General features: G+C 70.6%; 15 protein-coding genes and 1 tRNA gene. 10 read left to right on the top strand and 6 right to left on the bottom strand.

Going from position 1 to position 19,256, the window contains the following annotated elements:
* Positions 1 to 79: 79 nt before the first annotated feature.
* Entirely contained in the window at positions 80 to 1,363 is a 1,284-nt protein-coding gene (locus ACIG5F_RS06985; RefSeq protein ID WP_396516499.1) for an MFS transporter, read from the bottom strand.
* Positions 1,363 to 2,676 (bottom strand): GH1 family beta-glucosidase, encoded by a 1,314-nt coding sequence (locus ACIG5F_RS06980; protein WP_396516497.1) that lies wholly within the window; start codon positions 2,674 to 2,676, stop codon positions 1,363 to 1,365. The genes ACIG5F_RS06985 and ACIG5F_RS06980 overlap by 1 nt, the downstream gene beginning before the upstream one ends.
* Positions 2,677 to 2,817: 141 nt before the next feature.
* On the opposite strand from ACIG5F_RS06980, the gene ACIG5F_RS06975 reads away from it, so the two are divergent.
* The gene (locus ACIG5F_RS06975; RefSeq protein WP_396516495.1) at positions 2,818 to 3,453 is read left to right on the top strand and encodes a TetR/AcrR family transcriptional regulator; all 636 of its coding nucleotides are present in this window, start codon (positions 2,818 to 2,820) and stop codon (positions 3,451 to 3,453) included.
* 1 nt (position 3,454) lies between these two features.
* Here the strand turns inward: ACIG5F_RS06975 and ACIG5F_RS06970 are convergent, their stop codons facing one another.
* The gene (locus tag ACIG5F_RS06970) at positions 3,455 to 4,660 is read right to left on the bottom strand and encodes an amino acid deaminase/aldolase (RefSeq protein ID WP_396516494.1); all 1,206 of its coding nucleotides are present in this window, start codon (positions 4,658 to 4,660) and stop codon (positions 3,455 to 3,457) included.
* 88 nt (positions 4,661 to 4,748) lie between these two features.
* On the opposite strand from ACIG5F_RS06970, the gene ACIG5F_RS06965 reads away from it, so the two are divergent.
* A complete protein-coding gene (locus ACIG5F_RS06965) occupies positions 4,749 to 6,089 on the top strand; it encodes a D-arabinono-1,4-lactone oxidase (RefSeq protein ID WP_396516492.1) in 1,341 nt (446 codons plus the stop codon).
* Between the two features lie 257 nt (positions 6,090 to 6,346).
* On the opposite strand, the gene ACIG5F_RS06960 is transcribed toward ACIG5F_RS06965, so the two are convergent.
* Together ACIG5F_RS06960 and ACIG5F_RS06955 are read right to left on the bottom strand one after the other, a co-directional pair.
* A complete protein-coding gene (locus ACIG5F_RS06960) occupies positions 6,347 to 7,009 on the bottom strand; it encodes an NAD(P)H-binding protein (RefSeq protein WP_396516491.1) in 663 nt (220 codons plus the stop codon).
* Positions 7,010 to 7,025: 16 nt separating this feature from the next.
* Complete coding sequence (locus tag ACIG5F_RS06955) at positions 7,026 to 7,646, bottom strand: hypothetical protein (RefSeq protein WP_396516490.1); 621 nt, start codon at positions 7,644 to 7,646, stop codon at positions 7,026 to 7,028.
* Between the two features lie 599 nt (positions 7,647 to 8,245).
* Between ACIG5F_RS06955 and ACIG5F_RS06950 the strand changes: the two genes are divergently transcribed.
* Positions 8,246 to 9,370: a hypothetical protein gene (locus tag ACIG5F_RS06950; protein WP_396516489.1), complete on the top strand. Its 1,125-nt coding sequence runs from the start codon at positions 8,246 to 8,248 to the stop codon at positions 9,368 to 9,370.
* 303 nt (positions 9,371 to 9,673) lie between these two features.
* Here the strand turns inward: ACIG5F_RS06950 and ACIG5F_RS06945 are convergent.
* A tRNA-Leu gene (locus ACIG5F_RS06945) sits at positions 9,674 to 9,756 on the bottom strand.
* Positions 9,757 to 9,871: 115 nt separating this feature from the next.
* Between ACIG5F_RS06945 and ACIG5F_RS06940 the strand changes: the two genes are divergently transcribed.
* From ACIG5F_RS06940 to pknB, 7 genes are read left to right on the top strand one after another with little or no spacing between them, the layout of a single operon-like run.
* On the top strand, positions 9,872 to 11,053 hold the full coding sequence (locus ACIG5F_RS06940) for a DUF3662 and FHA domain-containing protein (protein WP_396516488.1): 1,182 nt from the start codon (positions 9,872 to 9,874) through the stop codon (positions 11,051 to 11,053).
* A gap of 46 nt (positions 11,054 to 11,099) precedes the next feature.
* Positions 11,100 to 11,561, top strand: coding sequence for an FHA domain-containing protein (locus ACIG5F_RS06935; protein WP_396516487.1), 462 nt, complete (start codon positions 11,100 to 11,102; stop codon positions 11,559 to 11,561).
* The gene (locus ACIG5F_RS06930) at positions 11,558 to 12,976 is read left to right on the top strand and encodes a protein phosphatase 2C domain-containing protein (protein WP_396516486.1); all 1,419 of its coding nucleotides are present in this window, start codon (positions 11,558 to 11,560) and stop codon (positions 12,974 to 12,976) included. Before ACIG5F_RS06935 ends, ACIG5F_RS06930 begins: the two co-directional genes overlap by 4 nt.
* Positions 12,976 to 14,427 carry an FtsW/RodA/SpoVE family cell cycle protein gene (locus ACIG5F_RS06925; protein ID WP_396516485.1) on the top strand — a complete coding sequence of 484 codons (1,452 nt, stop codon included), beginning with the start codon at positions 12,976 to 12,978 and terminating at the stop codon, positions 14,425 to 14,427. Before ACIG5F_RS06930 ends, ACIG5F_RS06925 begins: the two co-directional genes overlap by 1 nt.
* Positions 14,424 to 15,914, top strand: coding sequence for a peptidoglycan D,D-transpeptidase FtsI family protein (locus ACIG5F_RS06920; protein ID WP_396516484.1), 1,491 nt, complete (start codon positions 14,424 to 14,426; stop codon positions 15,912 to 15,914). The genes ACIG5F_RS06925 and ACIG5F_RS06920 overlap by 4 nt, the downstream gene beginning before the upstream one ends.
* Positions 15,915 to 15,916: 2 nt before the next feature.
* Positions 15,917 to 17,155, top strand: a complete 1,239-nt coding sequence (locus ACIG5F_RS06915) for a serine/threonine-protein kinase (RefSeq protein ID WP_396516483.1) — start codon at positions 15,917 to 15,919, stop codon at positions 17,153 to 17,155.
* 57 nt (positions 17,156 to 17,212) lie between these two features.
* Complete coding sequence (gene pknB / locus ACIG5F_RS06910) at positions 17,213 to 19,225, top strand: Stk1 family PASTA domain-containing Ser/Thr kinase (protein ID WP_396516482.1); 2,013 nt, start codon at positions 17,213 to 17,215, stop codon at positions 19,223 to 19,225.
* Positions 19,226 to 19,256 lie beyond the last annotated feature (31 nt).

The raw sequence follows: 19,256 nt of genomic DNA, 5'->3' as shown, positions 1-19,256 counted from the left end.
CAGGCACCTCAACCGGTCTCAGTTTCATGGCGCCGCCTTCGGCGTCGCCTGCTCGGCCCTTCTCAGCCGAGAAGAACTGTCAGCTCACCGACTTGATCCTGGTCACCATGACGCCGCCGGCCACCGTCGCGATCGCCGACAGGATGAACAGGGCGGCATAGCCGCCGGCGGCCATCTGCAACGCCAGTCCGGCCACGACCGGGGCGATGACCTGCGGCAACGCGTTCGCGATGTTGATGACGCCGACGTCCTTGGCCCGGTTCGAGGCGGCCGGCAGCACCTGGGTCAGCACGGCCAGCGCCACCGCCCAGTAGACGCCGAAACCGATGCCGAGCAGCGGGGCGGCGACCAGGGCGGCGGTCCAGGTCGGCGAGACGGCCAGGATGATCGCGGCCGCGGCCATCACCACCGCCGAGGCCACCACGTACGGCTTGCGGCGGCCGGAGTTGTCGGACATCCGGCCCGCGACCAGCGCGCCGATGGTCAGCGCGATGCCGTAGAGCACCATCAGGATCAGCAGCCCGTCCACCGGATCGCCCTGGTAGTGCACGGCGTCGGCCAGGAAGTACAGCAGGTACAGCGTGCCCAGGGCGTTGCCCAGGTTGACCGCGAAGTGCGTGCCCCAGCCCCAGCCGAAGTCCGGGTGCTTGACCGGGGAGATCCACAGCGCGCCGATCATCTGCCGCAGCCCGCCGCCGGGGCGGAACCGCCGCGGCAGCACGGCGTCCGGCGTGAACCGGACGAAGGCCAGCGCACCCAGCACCACCAGCACCGCGCAGGCCGCGTAGCCGCCGGCCAGGCTGGTGATCACCACCGACACCAGGGCGGCGCCGGCCACCGTGCCGAGCATCTGGCTGATGCCGATGAAGCCGCCGACCTCGGCCCGCTGCTCGACCGGCACCCGGTCGGGCAGCGCCGAGGTGAGGCTGGCCAGCATGCCGTTCAACCCGGCCTGCACCAGCGACCAGCCGATCACCATGACCACGATGTTCGGCGCGACGGCGAGCACGGCCAGGCCGACGCCGCCCAGCACCGCGCCGGCCAGCGTCCACGGGTGGCGCCGGCCGAACCGCGAGCAGGTGCGGTCCGACAGCGCGCCGATCACCGGGTTGGCGATCAGCGCGACCAGCGCGCCGATGCCCGTGACCAGGCTGAACACCGCTTCCTTGTCGGTGCTGGCCAGCAGCTGGGCCTGCTCGGGCAGCAGCACCTGGATCGGCGCGTAGATGCCCAGCCACAGGCCGAGGTTGGCCAGGAACAGCAGCGTCGTCCAGCCGCCGCGCACCTTGATCACGGGTTCGGCGAGCGCACCCGGTTCGTCGTCGAACGGTCCGGCCCCGTCCACCTCGGCGGCCTGCGCCATCAGTGATCACCTCTGATCAGTTCCCGCAACCAGGTGAAGGAGGCCTTGGGCGTGCGCCGCTGCGTCTCGTAGTCGACGTGGACCAGGCCGAATCGGGGTTGGTAGCCCTTGGACCACTCGAAGTTGTCCAGCAGCGACCACACGAAGTAGCCGCGCACGTCCACGCCCTCGTGCATGGCCAGCCGCAGCGCCCGCAGGTGCTCGGCGATGAAGTCGATGCGGGCCCGGTCCTCGATGCCGTCGAAGCTGCACCCGTTCTCGGTGATCTGCACCGGCGGCAGCCGGTCGCCGTGCCGGTCGCGCAGCTGGACCAGGAACTGGCGCAGCCCGTCCGGCACCACCGGGGACCCGTTGGTGGTCATCGGGTAACCCTCGACCTGGCCCAGGTCGAACGGCAAGGGGTTGCCCTCGGACGGGGCGGACACCTGGGTCGGCTCGTAGTAGTTGACGCCGTAGAAGTCGAGCGGGGTGTTGATCGCCGGTAGGTCGTCGGCGAAGCCGACCGGCAGGTGCGGGTGCATCGACTCGGGGTAGGTCCCGGCCAGCATCGGGTCGGCGTAGAGCCAGTTGAGCAGGTCGCTGCCCCGCTCGGCGGCCTGGTGGTCGGCGGCCTTGTCGGTGGCCGGCCAGACCGGGGTGTGGAAGTTGGCGGTGCCGATCTGCTTCGCCCCGGCGGCCCGCAGCGCCTGCACGGCCAGGCCGTGGGCGAGGTTCTGGTGGTGGGCGGTGGGGACGGCGTCCATCAGCAGGAACTGGCCGGGCGCGTACTCGCCGATGCCGTAGCCGTAGACCGTGGTGACCATCGGCTCGTTGATCGGGATCCACATCGGCACCCGGTCGGCCAGCCTGGCCCCGACGATCGCGGCGTATTCGGCGAAGTGCTTGGCGGTGTCCCGGTTGAGCCAGCCGCCCGCGTCCTCGATCGCCTGCGGGGTGTCCCAGTGGTAGACGGTGGCCATCGGCCTGATGCCGGCCTCGCACAGCGCGTCCACCAGCCGGTCGTAGAAGTCCAGCCCCTCGGTGTTGACCGCGCCGGCGCCGTCGGGTTGCACCCGGGGCCAGGCGATCGAGAATCGGTAGGCGCCGACCCCCAGGTCGCGCATCAGGCCGATGTCCTCCGGGTACCGGTGGTAGTGATCGCAGGCGACCGCGCCGCTGTGTCCGGAGAACACCCGATCGGGTGTCTCGCAGAACGTGTCCCAGACCGACCTGCCCCTGCCACCCTCAGAGACGGCACCCTCCACCTGATACGCCGAGGTGGAGACCCCCCAGAGGAAGTCTTCGGGGAAGGATGGGAGGACGGGCTCGCTCATGGCACCACCTTCACGACTTGCACTACCGCCGAGTAGACGTGAAATTTGTTCGGATACTAGGCGTGTGCGGGGTCACAGGGAAGTGCCCTTCACCCGTCACAGGCGAGAATGCCTGCCACAGCCGCCAGCCAAGGAGTCCGAGTGTCCGCCGACCTGAGCACCGACGTGGGTCCGCTGCGTCGCAAGCCCGTCCAGCAGCGCAGCGCCCAGCGGGTGGAGCGCATGCTCGAGGCCTGCGCCTCGCTGATCGAGGAGTTGGGCTACGACGGCGTGACGACCACGCTGATCGCCGAGCGGGCCGGCGTCGCGGTCGGCTCGCTCTACCAGTTCTTCCCCGACAAGCGCGCGGTGGTGCAGGCGCTGACCCTGCGCAACCTGGAGCGCTTCATGGCTAACGTGGTGCAGCGCTTCGACTCGGCCGAGCTGGAGCACTGGTGGGACGCCGTCGACTCGATGTTCGACGTGTACGTGGAGATGCACCGCACCGTGCCGGCGTTCAGCCGGCTGCACTTCGGCGACGTGGTGGACACCCGGCTGCTGGACGAGGGCAAGGACAACAACGCGGTGATCGCCGAGGGGCTGGCCTCGCTGATCTCCGAGCGGTTCGGCCGGTCCATGGCCGAGCTCCAGCTGCCGGTCGCGGTGGCCATCGAGGCGGCGGACGGCGTGCTGAAGTTCGCCTTCCGCCGCAACGACCGCGGCGACCAGGTCGTGGTCGACGAGGCCAAGGCCCTGATCAAGGGCTACCTGTCGACCCGACTGGGCGAGCCGGAGTAGATCAGCCGAAGGCCTGGCCCTCACCCCGGTAGGTGGGGGCCGTCCGCTCCACCTCGTACCCCCGGACCAGGTGGAACTCGCGGAACCGCTCGGCCAGCTCGCCGGCCTTGGCGTGCCGCATCCAGACCCGGTCGCCGATCCGCAGCCGGTCGGCCGCCTTGCCGGTGACCGGCGTCTGCACCTCGCCGGCGGCCTCCAGCTTGGTCAGCTTCAGCCCGGCCGGCAGGTACGGGGAGGGCAGCCGGTCCTCGCCGATCGGCCCCGAAGCTGGGTAGCCGCCGGTGAACAGCGTGGCCACGTTCGGGCCGGGGCGGCGCACCACCGGCAGCGCGAACAGGGCGGCCGGCCTCGGCTGGAACGCCCGATAGCCGTCGAACAGGGTCGGCCCCAGCAGGCCCGATCCGGCCGCGACCTCGGTGACCGCCTTCTCCGACGAGGTCTGCTCCAGGCTGCCGGTGCCGCCGCCGTTGACGAATTCCAGCGGGGCCAGCGCTCGCACCGCGGCGACCACAGCCGCCCGCCGCTCGGCCAGCTCGGCCGCCGACTTGCTCTGCATCCAGCGCACCGCCACGCCGCGCAGAGGGTTGCCGGGCGGGGCGTCGCCGATGCCGGCGATCTGCCCCTCGTAGGCCATGATCCCGACCAGGCTGAAGCCCGGCCGGTCGATGATTCTCCTGGTCAGCGCGGTGGCCTGGGCCGCGGTGTGCACCGGGGAGCGCAGCGGGCCGACGTGCAGCCGGCGCGATCCGTTCAGCGGTCGCCAGGAGGCGTCCAGCTCCAGGCAGACCCGGATGTCCGGGTGGCCCGGGCCGAGCGCGTCGTCGACCAGGTCGAGGTGCTCGACCGAATCGACCATGATCGTGATCGCCGCGCGGGCCGCCTCGTCGTGGGCCAGCTTCTGCAACGTCGCCCGATCGGTCGTCGGGTAGCCGACCAGCAGGTCCGCGCAGGTGCCCTCGGCGAACAGCCACATGGCCTCGGCCAACGAGTAGGTCATCAGGCCGGCGTAGCCCGGCATCGCCAGCACCCGTTCGAGCAGGGCCCGGACGCGCACGGACTTGCTCGCGACGCGGATCGGCACGCCGCCGGCCCGTCGCACCAGCTCGGTGGCGTTGTGATCGAAGGCGTCGAGGTCGACCAGGGCGAACGGGGCGTCGAAGCCCTCGGTCGCGGAATCGAACCGGACGCGCTGCTGCTGCGGTGACACAGTTGAACGGTACGTCGCCACGCATTGAAATGTGAATACTTTTCACCTAGCTTGTGTGCAGCGCATCACAGGTTGGCGGAGGACAGCGATGGTCGGACAGCTCCGGGGCAGCGACACCGCACGACCGCCGCAGTGGCGGAACTGGGCCGGCACGGCCCGGTCCCAGCCGGTGCAGGTGGCCCGACCTCGGGACGTGGGCGAGATCGCCTCGGTCGTGACCGCCGCCGCCCGCGACGGTCTGACCGTCCGCCCGCGGGGCAGCGGGCACTCGTTCACCAGCATCGCCGCCACCGACGGCGTCGCCATCGACCTGGCCGAGTGGACCGGCATCGTCCGGGCCGACGTGGAGAACGGCCTGGTCACCGTCCGGTCCGGCACTCCGCTGTACCAGTTGAACGAGGAGCTGCACCGGCTCGGCCTGGCCATGGCCAACCTCGGGGACATCGACGCCCAGACCGTCTCCGGCGCCATCTCCACCGGCACCCACGGCACCGGCGCCCAGCTCGGCGGGCTGTCCACCCAGGTCAGGGCCCTGGAGCTGGTGCTAGCCGACGGCTCGGTCGTGACCTGCTCCCCCGACGAGCGCCCGGACCTGTTCTCCGTGGCCCGGGTCGGTCTCGGCGCCCTGGGCGTGATCAGCACCGTCACCCTCCAGTGCGTGCCCGCTTTCGTGCTGCGCGCCCGGGAGTTCCCTCAGCCGCTCGACGCCATCTTGGAGCGGTTCGACAGCATGACCGCGTCCGAGGACCACGTCGAGTTCCACTGGTTCCCGCACAGCGACCGCGTGCAGGTCAAGCACAACGTCCGGCAGCCAGCCGACGTCGCACCCGCGCCGCTGTCCAAGGCCCGGCAGTTCTACGAGTACGAGATCATGGAGAACGCCGCCTTCGGCCTGGTCTGCAAGCTCGGCCGCGCCGCCCCGTCGGTGGTCCCCACCCTCAACCGGGTGTGCGCCTCCCTCTGGTCCGAGCGCTCCTACAGCGACCATTCGTTCCGGGTCTTCACCACCCCGCGCCGGGTCCGCTTCGTCGAGACCGAGTACGCCGTTCCACGTGAATCACTGCACGACGTGCTCCGCGAGTTCCGCGCCGCCATCCCCCGCCTCCGGCACCCCGTGATCGTGCCCGTCGAGGTCCGCGTCGCCGCCGCCGACGACATCCCGCTGTCCACCGCCTACGGCCGGGACAGCGCCTACATCGCCATCCACCAGTACATCGGCATGCCGTACCGGGAGTACTTCGACTGCTTCGAGAAGATCGCCGGCGCCGTCGGCGGCCGCCCCCACTGGGGCAAGATGCACACCCTCGACGCCTCGGTGCTGGCCACCCGCTACCCCCGCTTCGAGGAGTTCCGCTCCGTGCGCGCCAAGGTCGACCCCACCGGCGTCTTCCGCAACGCCTACCTGGACCAGGTCCTCGGCGCCCCGTGACCCTCGGTCATGTTGGCAACCCGCCCCGTATGCCCCTCCCCGCGTCCCATCACCGCAGCTCACAGCCCCCGCAAACGCTTGTCCACAACCCCCTGAGTTATCCACAGGCAACCCCAGGTAAAGATCAACGCCACCCCACCCCAGGTAGGCTGGCAGCGGGGTCGCCCCCCTGGGAATGGGTGGGGGATGGTCTTGTCAGCGGAACGCGCGAGGGCCGTCAGATTTCCTTGGTGTCGTGGCGGCGCCGTGAGTCCGGGTCAGGCTCCGTTCACGGCGGCGACGGCGTCGGCGATCGGGGTGTCGCCGGCGATGAGTTCGAGGGTGAGGCCGGCGGTGGCCGGGGCGTCGAGCAGGGCGAGCAGCACGGCGGCGACGTCGGCGCGGGTGACGGTGCCACGCATGGTGGAGGGGGCCTCCAGACGGACCCGACCGGTGGGCGCGTCGTTGGTGAGGCCACCGGGACGCAGCACCGTCCAGTCGAGGTCGCAGCCGCGGACGGCGTCCTCGGCGGCGGTCTTGGCGGCCATGTAGGCAGCCCACGACTCGTCGGAGCCGGCGGCGAGGGGGCGGCCGACGCCCATGGAGCTCACGAGCAGGTAGCGGCGGATGCCGGCCAGCGAGGCGGCGTCGGCGAGCAGCACGGCGGCGGCGCGGTCGACGGTGTCCTTGCGGTCGGTGCCGCTGTTGGGCCCGGCACCGGCGGAGAAGACGACGGCGTCGGCGTTCTTGAGGTGAGCGGCGAGCTCGTCGGCGGTGGCGGACTCGAGGTCGCACACGACCGCTTCGGCTCCGACGGCGGCCAGGTCGTCGGCATGGGCGGGGTTACGCACCAGCCCAACGGGACTGTCGCCCCGAGCGGAGAGAAGTCGCTCCAGCTCAAGGGCAATCTGGCCGTGTCCGCCGGCGATCACTACGCGCATGTGGTCCGACACTAGTTCAGCTGGCGGTGGCCAGCACCTGCTCGTACACGACCTCGTTGACCCAGCGGGTGACGGCGGTCTGCTCGAGGCTGACGTGCTCGGGGGCGCCGGCGAGGTCCATCGACACGGTGCCGTCGGGGTCGGCGCTGACGATGGACACGCCGTAGCGGCGGGCCCGCGGCAGGCAGTTGCTCAGGTAGTCGTCGGTCAGCGCGACGGAGGAGGGCAGCACCACAGCGGCGTCACCGTGCAGTGCGAACGGCACGGCGGAGGCGAGGCCGGTGCGCCAGTGCTTGGCCACGGCGAGCACGCCGACGATGCGCACGGCGGCCGGCGGGACCTTGCCGGTCAGCTCGGGCCACACCCAGGTGGCGACGGTGGTGCGGTCGACGACCGGCCCGACGCCGAAGCACAGCCGTTCGGCGTGCGCGTCGGGCAGCAGTTCGGCGACCACGAAGACCTTCCGGCCGAGCAGGGTGAGCTGCGGCAGCAGCACGCCCTTCCAGCCGAGCCGTTCGACCGCCTTGGCGGCAAGCTCCTCGGACGGCGCCGGAAGTTCGACCGCGGGCACCGCGCGGGACGGCAGGGTCTTGGCGTTCTTGTGGACTGCTGCCGTGTTGCCTGCGGAGCGGCTCACGAACTTCGCCTCCTCATCAGCCTCGACGACTGCGCCGTCGCGATTTCTTCCGGTTACTGGAGTACCAGGTCTGACCGGCCCGGATTCCGCACTACCTGAGGGTGTGCGGTTGGCGGCAACATGCGGTCGGTGACCGGTCGCCAGCCCGGAATCGGACTTCGGTCCGGCGGTGCTGCCGTTCGTGTGAACGGCTCCGGCGGACGGTCGGCGGTCGGCCAGCGGCCCCGCCCAGGCCGATGCACGTGCATCTGCCCAGGAATTGGGCCCGTTATCGTTCACGCGACCGGTGGAACCCAGGCCGCTGACCAGCCGCGCAGGCCGCCGGACGGGTGAACGCCGACCGCTCGTCGCACGCCGACTGGTCCGCGCTGCGACGAACGGTCGGCGTGGCCATGGACAATCAGGGCGACATAACCGGTACAGTCCGTCACCGGCACTAACGGATGCCCGGCAGGTCCACCTTCAATCCCGGCAGACGGGTGGAAAGCACCGCCGATGGCTGCCTCCGCGCACCACCGTTCTTTTCTTTCTTGTGCCTCGACGACGGTTGCTGCCACGCGCCCTTCGCCGAGCCGGGCGGTGAGGGGAGCGAGGACCCGATGCCACACCGACTTTCTCTGGTCCGACGCCTGGCGTCGCTGCGCCGCATGTACACCGGCGAGACCGATTCCACGCTGCTGCCGGCGATCACCGCCGGCGTGCAGCAGCTCGGCGCCGATGACCGGACCCAGCTGCACGCCATCCTCGACAACGACAACGTGGGCCGCCTGTTCGGCGACGACGAGCTGCCCCCGCCCCCGGGCCGGGTCCGCCAGGCGATGCTGGCCGACGCCCCGACGGAGGGGCAGCGCGAGTTGGAGTCCGGCATCCTGACCGCCGCCGGCCGCGCCGTGAACTACCTGCACCTGCGCATGCCGGCCGATCTGCTGCGTCCGGCCCGGATCTTCCGCATGATCCGTCCGCACGCCCACGAGCTGGTCATGCACCTGGAGGGCGGGGCGCTGGGCCCGCTGCTGGTCGAACTGATGCCGCATCTGGTCGAGAACGAGCTGGTCGGCGTCCCGGGCCTACGCGCCCGCCTGCACCGGCGGCACGTGGAGCTCTATCTGGTGGACGACATCTCGGCGACGGTGCACCTGTCGAACGTCTCCTACCGCCAGTGGACCGCCGCCCTGGCCTTCACCGAGTCGCTGGCCGACATGGGCGAGCTGCGCTGGCTGGGCAACGATCCGACGCCGCTCACCGACGTCGAGCGGCTGGCGTTGGACACCCGGCACCGGTCCCCGGGCCCGGCCGGCCTGAACAGCGCCCTGCTGCGCCGCTTCCGCATCTTCGGCGACGCCCTCTGGTCGGTCGCCTGGTCGCGGGGCTGTGAGACGACGAAGGTGGAGTGGACCGCGCAGCCGTCACTCGGACGGGTGGCTCGCCTGCTTGTGCATCCGCTGTTCGGTCTGCCCGGCGACGGACATCACGTCCGCTATTTCGACGAGAGTGGCCTCACTCTCACCGATCTCTACGCTCCGCGCTGTGCCATGCACCCCGCGTCGACCGCCCCGGTGCTGGTGCTGCGGCCCGACCCCGGGCCTGATGGGCCACTCGAGTTGTCCAGTCCCGGCTGGCGCGCCGCCGCCACCCCCTGGTCGGCCTGGCAACGGGCCCTGGCGATCGCCAATCCCACGTTCCCCCGCCAGTCCACCCAAACCCCATCCCCCCTCAACAAGTGACCGACATCACCCATTAGAAGGTCCCCCACCCCTTTTTTTACCCACCCCACAACAACTAATCCCAAAGAAGCAGGTCAGCGCCCCAAAGAAAGCCGAAGCGACCGCGAGACCAAGGGGGGACAGGTCCGCGGCCCGCTCGCCCGAAGACCCCGCGACCTGCGACTTTCCCGATCGCCATCCCGGATTGGGGGGTGCAGGGGGGCGAAGCCCGCCCTGCCTCGGGGTCTGGGGCGAGAGCCCCAGTGTAAAAAACGAGAGAGCCATGTTGGCGCTTTCTGCCAACATGGCTCTCTCGCTATCGAGTGGGCGAGGGGGGAGTTGAACCCCCACGTCCTTTCGGACACACGGACCTGAACCGTGCGCGTCTGCCATTCCGCCACTCGCCCTCGGTGACAGGAGAAACACTAGCACGGGTGCGGCTCGGTCTCCTAATTGGGCCGTGTCGCCCCTCGCGGGCCCGGATACGATCGAGTCAGGAAGTCCGTAGCGAGAGGAACAGCCGTGGGACGCGTGCAGCGCTTCGAGCGCCGCCTTGAGGGCGCTGTGGGCAACGCCTTCGCACGCGTGTTCGGCGGCAGCGTCGTGCCGCAGGAGGTGGCGCAGGCGCTCCAGCGCGAGGCCGAGTTGAACGTGCGGGAGCTCGCGGGTGAGAGGCTGCTCGCGCCCAACAGCTACCGAGTGCTGCTCGGCGCAGCGGACCACGACCGTTTGGCGGGTGCTGGACAGGACGAACAGCGCATAACGGAGCTGCTCGAGGACTGCGTCCGCGAGCACCTCGCAGAGCACGGATGGGATACCTATGGTGACGTCGTAGTCTCCCTGGAGCGCTCCGACGCGCTGCACACTGGACAGTTCCGAACCAACTCGTCCGTCGACCCTGACGTACGACGGCCAGCACCACCTCGCACCGCAGGAGACCGATCCATGAGCCAGCCACCAGGCCAGTACCCCCCGCAGGACCCCTACGGTCAGCACCAGGGTCAGCAGGGTTACGGCTATGACCAGGGCTACCCGCAGCAGGGCGGCTATCCGCAGCAGCAGCAACCTCAGGGCGGCGGCGGGTACGACCAGTACGGCCAGCAGCAGGGTGGCGGTTACGACCAGCACGGCTACCCGCAGCAGGGCGGCGGTGGCTACGACCAGGGCTACCCGCAGCAGGGCGGCGGTTACGACCAGGGCTATCCCCAGCAGGGCGGCGGCTACCCCCCGCAGGGTGGTGGCGGCTACGACCAGGGCTACCCGCAGCAGCAGCCGGGCGGCTACGACCCGTACGGCCAGCAGGGCGGCTACGGCCAGCAGCAGGGCGGTTACGACCCGTACGGGCAGCAGCAGGGCGGCTACGGCCAGCAGGACCCCTACGGCGCCCCTCCCGGGCCGCCGCCGGGCCCGCGTCAGATCACCGCGATCCTCCAGCTGGACGACGGCTCCAACCGCACGTACAACCTGAAGCAGGGTGGCAACGTGGTGGGCCGTGGCCAGGACGCGGACTTCCGGCTGCCCGACACGGGGGTCTCCAGGAGGCACCTGGAAATCACCTGGGATGGTCAGAGTGCGATGCTCGCGGATCTCGGCTCCACGAACGGCAGCACGGTGAACGGCACTCCGGTGCAGACCTGGCAGCTCGCGGACGGCGACGTCGTCCGGGTCGGCCACTCGTCACTCGTGTTCCGCATGCAGGGCTGAGGCGGTCGCGGGCGGGTACGAGGTCAAGCGGGAGCGGTCACTACAGGTGCCAGAGCTGGTGTTGCAGCTGACCAGAGCAGGGTTTCTCGCCCTGCTCTGGTTGTTCGTGCTGGCCGCGCTGCGCGTGGTCCGGTCCGACATCTACGCCGCGTCGGGGTTGAGGGTCGCGGTGCCCGGCGGGTTCCGCAAGGGCGGCAAGCAATCGGCCAAGGGGAAGACGGCCAGACAGCTTGTCGTCACGCACGGGGCGCTGACGGGCACCCGCATCACTCTCGACGACCGGCCGATCCTGATCGGCCGGGCCGACGACTCGACCCTCGTGCTCGACGACGACTTCGCCTCGACCCGACACGCGAGGCTGTCGCTGCGCGGCAGCGACTGGTACGTGGAGGATCTCGGCTCCACGAACGGAACATACCTAGACCGGGCGAAGGTGACGGCACCGCTGCGGGTCCCGCTCGGTGCCCCGATCCGCATCGGCAAGACAGTGATCGAGCTGCGCACATGACCCTCGTCCTCCGTTACGCCGCCCGCAGTGACCGCGGCCTGGTTCGTGCCAACAACCAGGACTCCGTCTACGCCGGCCCGCGCCTCCTCGCCCTTGCCGACGGCATGGGCGGCCACGCCGCCGGGGAGGTGGCCAGCAAGGTGGTGGTCGCCGCCATGGCCCCGCTCGACGACGACGAGCCCGGCGACGACCTGCTCGACCAGCTCCGCGGCGCGGTGCTGGAGGGCAATGGCGCCATCGCCGAGCTGGTGTCGCACGATCCGGACCTGGACGGCATGGGCACCACGCTGACCGCGGTCCTGTTCTCCGGCAACCGGCTGGGCCTGGTGCACGTCGGCGACTCGCGGGCCTATCTGCTGCGCGGCGGCCAGTTCACCCAGATCACCCACGACGACACGTTCGTGCAGTCGTTGATCGACGAGGGCCGGATCACCGAGGAGGAGGCCAACGTGCACCCGCAGCGCTCGCTGCTGCTGCGCGCGTTGACCGGCCACGAGGTGGAGCCGAGTCTGGCGGTGCGCGAGGCCAGGGCCGGCGACCGCTACCTGCTGTGCTCGGACGGCCTGTGCTCCTACGTCAGCCACGAGACGCTGGCCGAGGCGATCCTGATCCCGGATCCGCAGGCCTGCGCCGACCGGATGATCGAGCTCGCGCTCAAGGCCGGCGGCCCGGACAACGTGACGGTGATCATCGCCGACGTGGTCGACGTGGACTACGGCGACGACGTGGCGATCGTCGGCGGGGCCGCCGGGGACGGCAGCCAGGACCAGCCGCCGCCGGACTCGCCGGCCTCCCGGGCCGGCGCGATAACCGCGCCGCGCACGCCGCCACCACAGCCGATGGCGCAGGTAGCACCGACACCGGACCCCAAGGCGAGGAATCGCAAGCGGGTCCGGTTACTCGTCTGGATCGTGGCGATCCTGATCGTGTTGGGGCTGGGCGCGGGCGGCACCGTGTGGTGGGTGCTCGGCCAGTACTACGTGGGCGCCACCGACGACAACCATGTGGCCATCTTCGAGGGCGTGCGCGGCGGCCCGGTGCTCGGCATTCCGCTGCACCGGGTGGCCGAGAGCTCGTGCCTGGACCCGAATCAGGCCCCGAACTGCGACTCGCTGACCCTGGACCAGCTGCAGGAGTCGGCGCGGGAGGACGTGCGCAAGGGAGTGATCCCGGAGAAGCCGGGGGTGGACGGCGCACGGGACGCGGTGCGGCGGCTCTGGCTGGGCGCGCTGTTGCCCATCTGCACGCCTGACACGGCAACCACCGGGACGTCCGCGACGACCACCACCACGACCGCCACGGCGCCCACGGGCGGCAGCACCACCTCGGGCGCGCCCGCCTCGACGACCAGCTCCACGCCCACGCTGACCAGCGCACCGCAGCAACCGGGCAAGAACTGCAGGAAGGTGGGCTGATGGCCCTGCCGCCCGGTGTACTGGGCGCGGCGACGACGCACATGAACGCGCCGGGGTCGCCGCCCGCCACACCGACCCGTCGCGGCACCGAGCTCGCGTTGCTCGGTTTTGTGCTGGGCCTGGTCGCGCTGGCCTTCGTGCTGATCTCGGAGAACCAGTTCCAGACCCTGAAGCCGGACATCCTGCTCTACGTGGCCGGTTACGCGGTGCTGTTCGGGGCGGCGCACCTGGCCGTGCGCAAGTTCGCGCCGTACGCGGATCCACTGATCCTGCCCTGCGCGTCGCTGCTCAACGGCCTGAGCATCGCGATGCTGTACCGGCTGGACCCGGCGTTGGCGGAAATCGCCTTCCAGGGCGGGCACGGCTACTCCAACGCCGCGCCCAAGCAGCTGATCTGGACCGCGCTGTCGCTGGCGGCGATGATCGTCGTGCTGTGGGGTGTGAAGGACCACCGCACGCTGTCCCGCTACGGCTACACGTTCGGCCTGGTCGGCCTGGTGCTGCTGGTGCTGCCGGGCGTGCTGCCGTGCAGCATCTCCTGTGTCGGCGGCGCGAAGCTGTGGATCATCATCGGCCCGGTGTCGATCCAGCCCGGCGAGTTCGCCAAGGTGCTGATCATCCTGTTCGTGGCCGCCTTCCTGGTGGCCAAGCGGGACCTGTTCACCATCGCCGGCCGCAAGCTGTTCGGCCTGGAGCTGCCCCGGCCGCGCGACCTCGGCCCGCTGCTGATCGCCTGGGCGGTGGCGATCGTCGTCCTCATGATCGAGACCGAGCTGGGCGCCTCGCTGATGTTCTTCGGCACGGTGCTGGCCATGGTCTACCTGGCCACGGAGCGGTCCGCCTGGGTGTGGATCGGCATCGTGCTGTTCATGGGCGGCGCCACCCTGGCCTACCGGATGTTCACGCACGTGCAGACCCGGGTGACCAACTGGATCGACCCGTTCGCCGACGCGCAGAACGACGGCTACCAGATGGTGCAGTCCCTGTTCAGCCTGGGCAGCGGCGGCATCGCCGGGGCCGGCCTCGGCGCCGGCCACCCGGAACTGGTGCCGGTGGTCAGCAGCGACTTCATCGTGTCGGCGTTCGGCGAGGAGCTGGGCTTCATCGGCCTGGCCGCGATGATCATCGTCTACATGCTGCTGGCCCTGCGCGGCCTGCGCAGCGGCCTGGCCGTGCGCGACACCTTCGGCAAGCTGCTGGCCGGCGGCCTGTCCTTCCTGCTGATGTGGCAGATGTTCGTGGTCATCGGCGGCATCAGCAAGCTCATCCCGGAGACGGGTCTGACCGCGCCGTTCCTGTCCGCGGGCGGTTCGTCCCTGCTGGCCAGCTACATCATGGTGGGCCTGCTGCTGCGGATCTCCGACGCCGCGCGCCGCCCGCAGGCCAGCCGTCCCAAGCCGCAGGCGCCGATCGCCGAGGCAAGCACCGTCCTCGTGGAGCGACCGACGTGAACAAGCCCCTTCGCCGAGTGGGCCTCGCCATGATGGTGATGGTCCTGCTGCTGTTGGCCAACCTGACGTACGTGCAGGTCATCAACGCCGACACCTACGCCAACAACCCGGCCAACCGGCGCAGCGTGATGGAGGAGTACGGCCGGCAGCGCGGCCAGATCGTCAGCGCCACCGGCACCATCCTGGCCAACTCGGTCGAGACCAAGGACGCCCAGCACTACCTGCGGGTCTACAAGAACGGCCCGGAGTACGCCCCGGTCACCGGCTACTACTCCTCGGTGTTCGGCGCGACCGGCATCGAGCGGGCCGAGGACGACGTGCTCAACGGCTCCTCGTCCAAGCTGTTCGTGCGCCGGCTGTCCGACCTGATCACGGGCCGGGACCCGCGCGGCGGCAACGTGCAGCTGACCGTGGACCCGAAGGCGCAGGACGCGGCCTACCAGGGCATGACCGCGAAGAACTTCCACGGCGCGGTGGTGGCGATCAAGCCGTCGACCGGCGAGATCCTGGCCATGGTGAGCACGCCCTCGTTCGACCCGAACCCGCTGGCCTCGCACGACAGCACCACCCAGCGCGACACCATCAACAAGCTGGACAACGACGACAACCAGCCGGCGCTGAACCGGGCCACCCAGGAGACGCTGCCGCCGGGGTCCACATTCAAGCTGGTGGTGGGGGCGGCGGCGCTGTCCAGCGGCGTGGCCGACGCGAACACCAAGAACCTGCCGGGCGACGCGACGATCACCCTGCCGGGCACCAACACCACGCTGTCCAACTTCGCCAACCAGCCGTGCCCGGAGAGCACGAACGGCCAGGTCTCCATGACCATCGCCATGGAGTACTCCTGCAACACGGCCTTCTCCACGCTGGCCGGCAAGGTGGGCAAGGACAACCTGACCGCGCAGGCGGCCAAGTTGGGCATCGGCCAGACCGACCTGACCGTGCCGATCCCGGTGGCCACCTCGACGGTCGGCTCGCTGCCGGACGAGGCCGCGCTCTACCAGAGCGGCATCGGCCAGCGCGACGTGAAGCTGACGCCGTTGCAGGACGCCATGGTCGCGGCCACCATCGCCAACGGCGGCGTGCGCATGCAGCCGCAGCTGGTGAAGAACATCCTGGCCCCGGACATGTCGTCGATCTCGAACTTCTCCCCGCAGGAGGCCCCGGGCGGGCCGGCCCTGTCCAAGGACGTCGCCGACCAGCTCAAGGCGATGATGCTGCTGTCAGAGCAGCACACCGCCGGCACCGGCAAGCAGGCCAACGTCACCATCGCCTCCAAGACCGGCACCGCCGAGCACGGCACCGACCCGAAGAACACCCCGCCGCACGCCTGGTACGTGGCTTTCGCGCCGGCGGACAACCCGCAGATCGCCGTGTGCGTCGTCGTGGAGAACGGTGGTGACCGCGGCCTGGCCGCCACCGGCAGTTCCGTGGCCGCGGGCGTCGGCCGTGCGACCATCAACGCCTACCTTGCCGGGGGAGGCTGAGGATGCTCACCACCGGGCAGTTGCTCGCCGACCGCTACCGGCTTGCCCGCCGCATCGCCGTCGGCGGCATGGGCGAGGTGTGGGAGGCGACCGATTCCCGGCTGGACCGCGCGGTGGCGGTCAAGGTGCTCAAGCCCGAGCTGTCCGGCGACCCCGAGTTCCTGCACCGGTTCAGGACGGAGGCCCGCACCACCGCCTCGCTCAACCACCCGGGCATCGCCGCCGTGCACGACTACGGCGAGACCTCCTCGGAGCCGGACGGTCCCGAGGACACCGCGTACCTGGTGATGGAGCTGGTGGCCGGCGAGCCGCTGGCGGCGATCCTGGCTGGCCAGGGCCGGCTGGCCCCGGACCGCACGCTGGACCTGCTCCAGCAGTGCGGCGCCGCGTTGCAGGCCGCCCACGAGCGGGGCTACGTGCACCGGGACGTGAAGCCGGGCAACATCCTGGTCGGGCCGACCGGCAAGGTGAAGCTGACCGACTTCGGCATCGCCAAGGCGGCCGACGCCGCGCCGGTGACCCGGTCCGGCATGGTGATGGGCACCGCCCACTACATCGCCCCCGAGCAGGCCGTCGGCCAGGAGGCCGAGCCGGCCAGCGACGTGTACTCGCTGGCCGTGGTCGGCTACGAGTGCCTGGCCGGCCGGCGGCCGTTCCTGTCGGAGAACGCCGTCACGGTCGCGATGATGCACATCCGGGAACTGCCGCCGCCGCTGCCGCCGGACGTGCCGCCCGGGGTGCGGGCGCTGATCGAGGCCACGCTGGTGAAGGACCCGCGGCAGCGCTACCGCAGCGGCGGCGAGTTCGCCGCCGCGGCCGGCGCGGTGCGGGCGGGGCTGCCGCTGCCGGCGCCGTCCGGGCTGGCCATGGCGATCCCGATGCAACAGCAGCGGCCGCCGATGGGCGGTCCGCCGACGTATCCGCCAGGGGCCATTCCGGTGGTTCCGCCACAGGTGCCGCCATCGGGTGCTCCGATGGGGCCGGGCACCGGTACCTTTCTGCTGGGACCACCACCCCGGCCCAGACCCAACCGGACCGGGCTGTGGGTCCTGTTGGCTTTGCTGGTGGTGATTCTGGTGAGTCTGCTCGCGGTCTGGGGGATTCGCGAATGGCAGCGCTCGGGGTCGTCGGGGACCGAGGGCACCGGACGGCCGACAACAGCCTCCTTCACGGGCGACCGCCCGGCGCAGGACCGATGTCTGGGGACGGTCACGTGCGCGGGGCGGGGGCCCGGTGGCTGAAGTTGGCGGCAGGAGCATGATGGGACGACTGTTGACGAGGAACGAGACGACGCACCGATGAGCACTCCGCGACTGCTCTCCAACCGTTACGAACTGGGCGAGACCCTCGGCTACGGTGGGATGTCGGAGGTCCACAAAGGCCGCGACGTCCGTCTCGGCCGGGACGTCGCCGTCAAGGTGCTGCGCGCGGACCTCGCCAGGGACCCGCAGTTCCAGGAGCGCTTCCGCCGCGAGGCGCAGAACGCCGCCGCGCTCAACCATCCCGCGATCGTCGCCGTGTACGACACCGGCGAGACCAAGACCGAGTACGGCCCGCTGCCCTACATCGTCATGGAGTACGTGGACGGGCGCACGCTGCGGGACATCGTCAAGACGCAGGGGCCGCTGTCGGGCAAGCGGGCCATGGAGGTCATGGCCGACGTCTGCGCGGCGCTGGACTTCAGCCACCGGCACGGCATCATCCACCGGGACGTCAAGCCGGCCAACATCATGATCACCAAGACCGGCGCGGTGAAGGTGATGGACTTCGGCATCGCCCGGGCCATCCACGACGGGCAGGCCGCCGTCACGCAGACCGCCGCCGTCATCGGCACCGCCCAGTACCTGTCGCCGGAGCAGGCCCGCGGCGAGGCCGTGGACGCGCGGTCCGACGTGTACGCCGCCGGCTGCGTGCTGTTCGAGCTGATGACCGGCCAGCCGCCGTTCACCGGCGACTCCCCGGTCGCCGTCGCCTATCAGCACGTGCGGGAGGAGCCGCCGGCCCCGTCCTCGGTGAACCCGCAGGTCACGCCGGCGCTGGACTCCATCGTGCTCAAGGCCATGGCCAAGGGCCCGGCCAACCGCTACCAGTCGGCCGCCGAGATGCGCGCCGACCTGGTCCGGGTGCTGTCCGGCCAGCGGCCGTCGGCCCCGGCCGTGATGAGCGCCGAGGACCGGACCGCGTTCATGAACAACGGCGCCGGCGCCCGCACCCAGGTCGTCACCGGCCGGCACCGGCCGTCGGCCGCCGCCGAGGAGCCCGAGTACGACGCCTACGACTTCGAGGCCGATGAGGAAGAGGAGCGCAAGGCCCGCCGCAAACGCGCCCTGACCATCGCCGGCGTGGTGCTGATCTGCATCGCCGTGCTGGCGCTGGCCGCGTGGCTGACCACGATGCTGCTCGGCCCCGGCAACTCCGGCGACGCCACCAAGGCCGACGTGCCCAAGGTCACCGGCATGCAGCTGTCGGCGGCCCAGCAGGCCCTGCGGGACAGGGGCTTCGCCACCCAGAACCTCAGCTACGCCGTCTGCGCCCCCACCACCGACGGCACCCCGCAGCCGTGCACGCAGGACCAGATCGGCAACGTCATCAAGCAGGACCCGACCTCGGGCACCCTGCCCAAGACGACCGCGATCAACCTGACCGTGGGCAAGTCCCCGGACTCGTTCCCGATGCCGGACGTGACCGGGAAGACGGTTCAGGAAGCGACCGACATCCTCAAGGCCAAGGGGCTGACGGTCTTGCCGAACACCACCCAGGAGACGGTCACCGACACGTCGCTGATCGGCAAGGTCAGCTCGACCTCGCCGCCGGCCAGCGCGCAGGTCAGCCAGGGCGCGAACGTCACGCTCGCCATCGGCAAGGGCCCGGACCAGGTGGGCATCCCCGACGAGGTCGGCCAGGACTACGCCGCCGCCAAGGCCAACCTGGAAAGCGCCGGCTTCCACGTCGTGCAGGTCCCGCAGTCCAGCGCCAAGCCCAAGGACCAGGTCATCAGCCAGAGTCCGCAGGGTGGCACCAAGGTCGCCCCGGGCAGCACCATCACGCTGACCACCTCGCTCAACGACCAGTTCGTCATGCCCAACCTGACCGGCCAGACCGTGTCGGCCGCGCAGAGCGCCCTCCAGGCGCTCGGCTGGACCGGCTCCTTCAGCCAGACGCCGGACCCGACCATCGACTCGAGCAAGATCGGCACCATCGAGTCGTCCAGCCCGAGCCCCGGCAGCACGGTCAAGAAGGGCCAGACCATCCAGATCCAGGTCTTCACCTCCCTGGGCGGGTCGACCACCACCACAACTCCGCACGGCTGACCCGAACGACAAGGGCCCGGCACCTTCCAGG

Origin of the sequence: Kutzneria sp. NPDC052558 (assembly GCF_044547355.1) — a bacterium.
Lineage (GTDB): Bacteria > Actinomycetota > Actinomycetes > Mycobacteriales > Pseudonocardiaceae > Kutzneria.
This window is presented reverse-complemented; position numbering and strand designations above follow the sequence as displayed.

What these genes read in the sequence shown, in the direction of transcription:
- ACIG5F_RS06985 (WP_396516499.1), bottom strand. Translation starts at nt 1,363, where the DNA reads ATGGCGCAGGCCGCCGAGGTGGACGGGGCCGGACCGTTCGACGACGAA.
- ACIG5F_RS06980 (WP_396516497.1), bottom strand. Translation starts at nt 2,676, where the DNA reads ATGAGCGAGCCCGTCCTCCCATCCTTCCCCGAAGACTTCCTCTGGGGG.
- ACIG5F_RS06965 (WP_396516492.1), top strand. Translation starts at nt 4,749, where the DNA reads ATGGTCGGACAGCTCCGGGGCAGCGACACCGCACGACCGCCGCAGTGG.
- ACIG5F_RS06960 (WP_396516491.1), bottom strand. Translation starts at nt 7,009, where the DNA reads ATGCGCGTAGTGATCGCCGGCGGACACGGCCAGATTGCCCTTGAGCTG.
- ACIG5F_RS06950 (WP_396516489.1), top strand. Translation starts at nt 8,246, where the DNA reads ATGCCACACCGACTTTCTCTGGTCCGACGCCTGGCGTCGCTGCGCCGC.
- ACIG5F_RS06930 (WP_396516486.1), top strand. Translation starts at nt 11,558, where the DNA reads ATGACCCTCGTCCTCCGTTACGCCGCCCGCAGTGACCGCGGCCTGGTT.
- ACIG5F_RS06925 (WP_396516485.1), top strand. Translation starts at nt 12,976, where the DNA reads ATGGCCCTGCCGCCCGGTGTACTGGGCGCGGCGACGACGCACATGAAC.
- ACIG5F_RS06915 (WP_396516483.1), top strand. Translation starts at nt 15,917, where the DNA reads ATGCTCACCACCGGGCAGTTGCTCGCCGACCGCTACCGGCTTGCCCGC.
- pknB (WP_396516482.1), top strand. Translation starts at nt 17,213, where the DNA reads ATGAGCACTCCGCGACTGCTCTCCAACCGTTACGAACTGGGCGAGACC.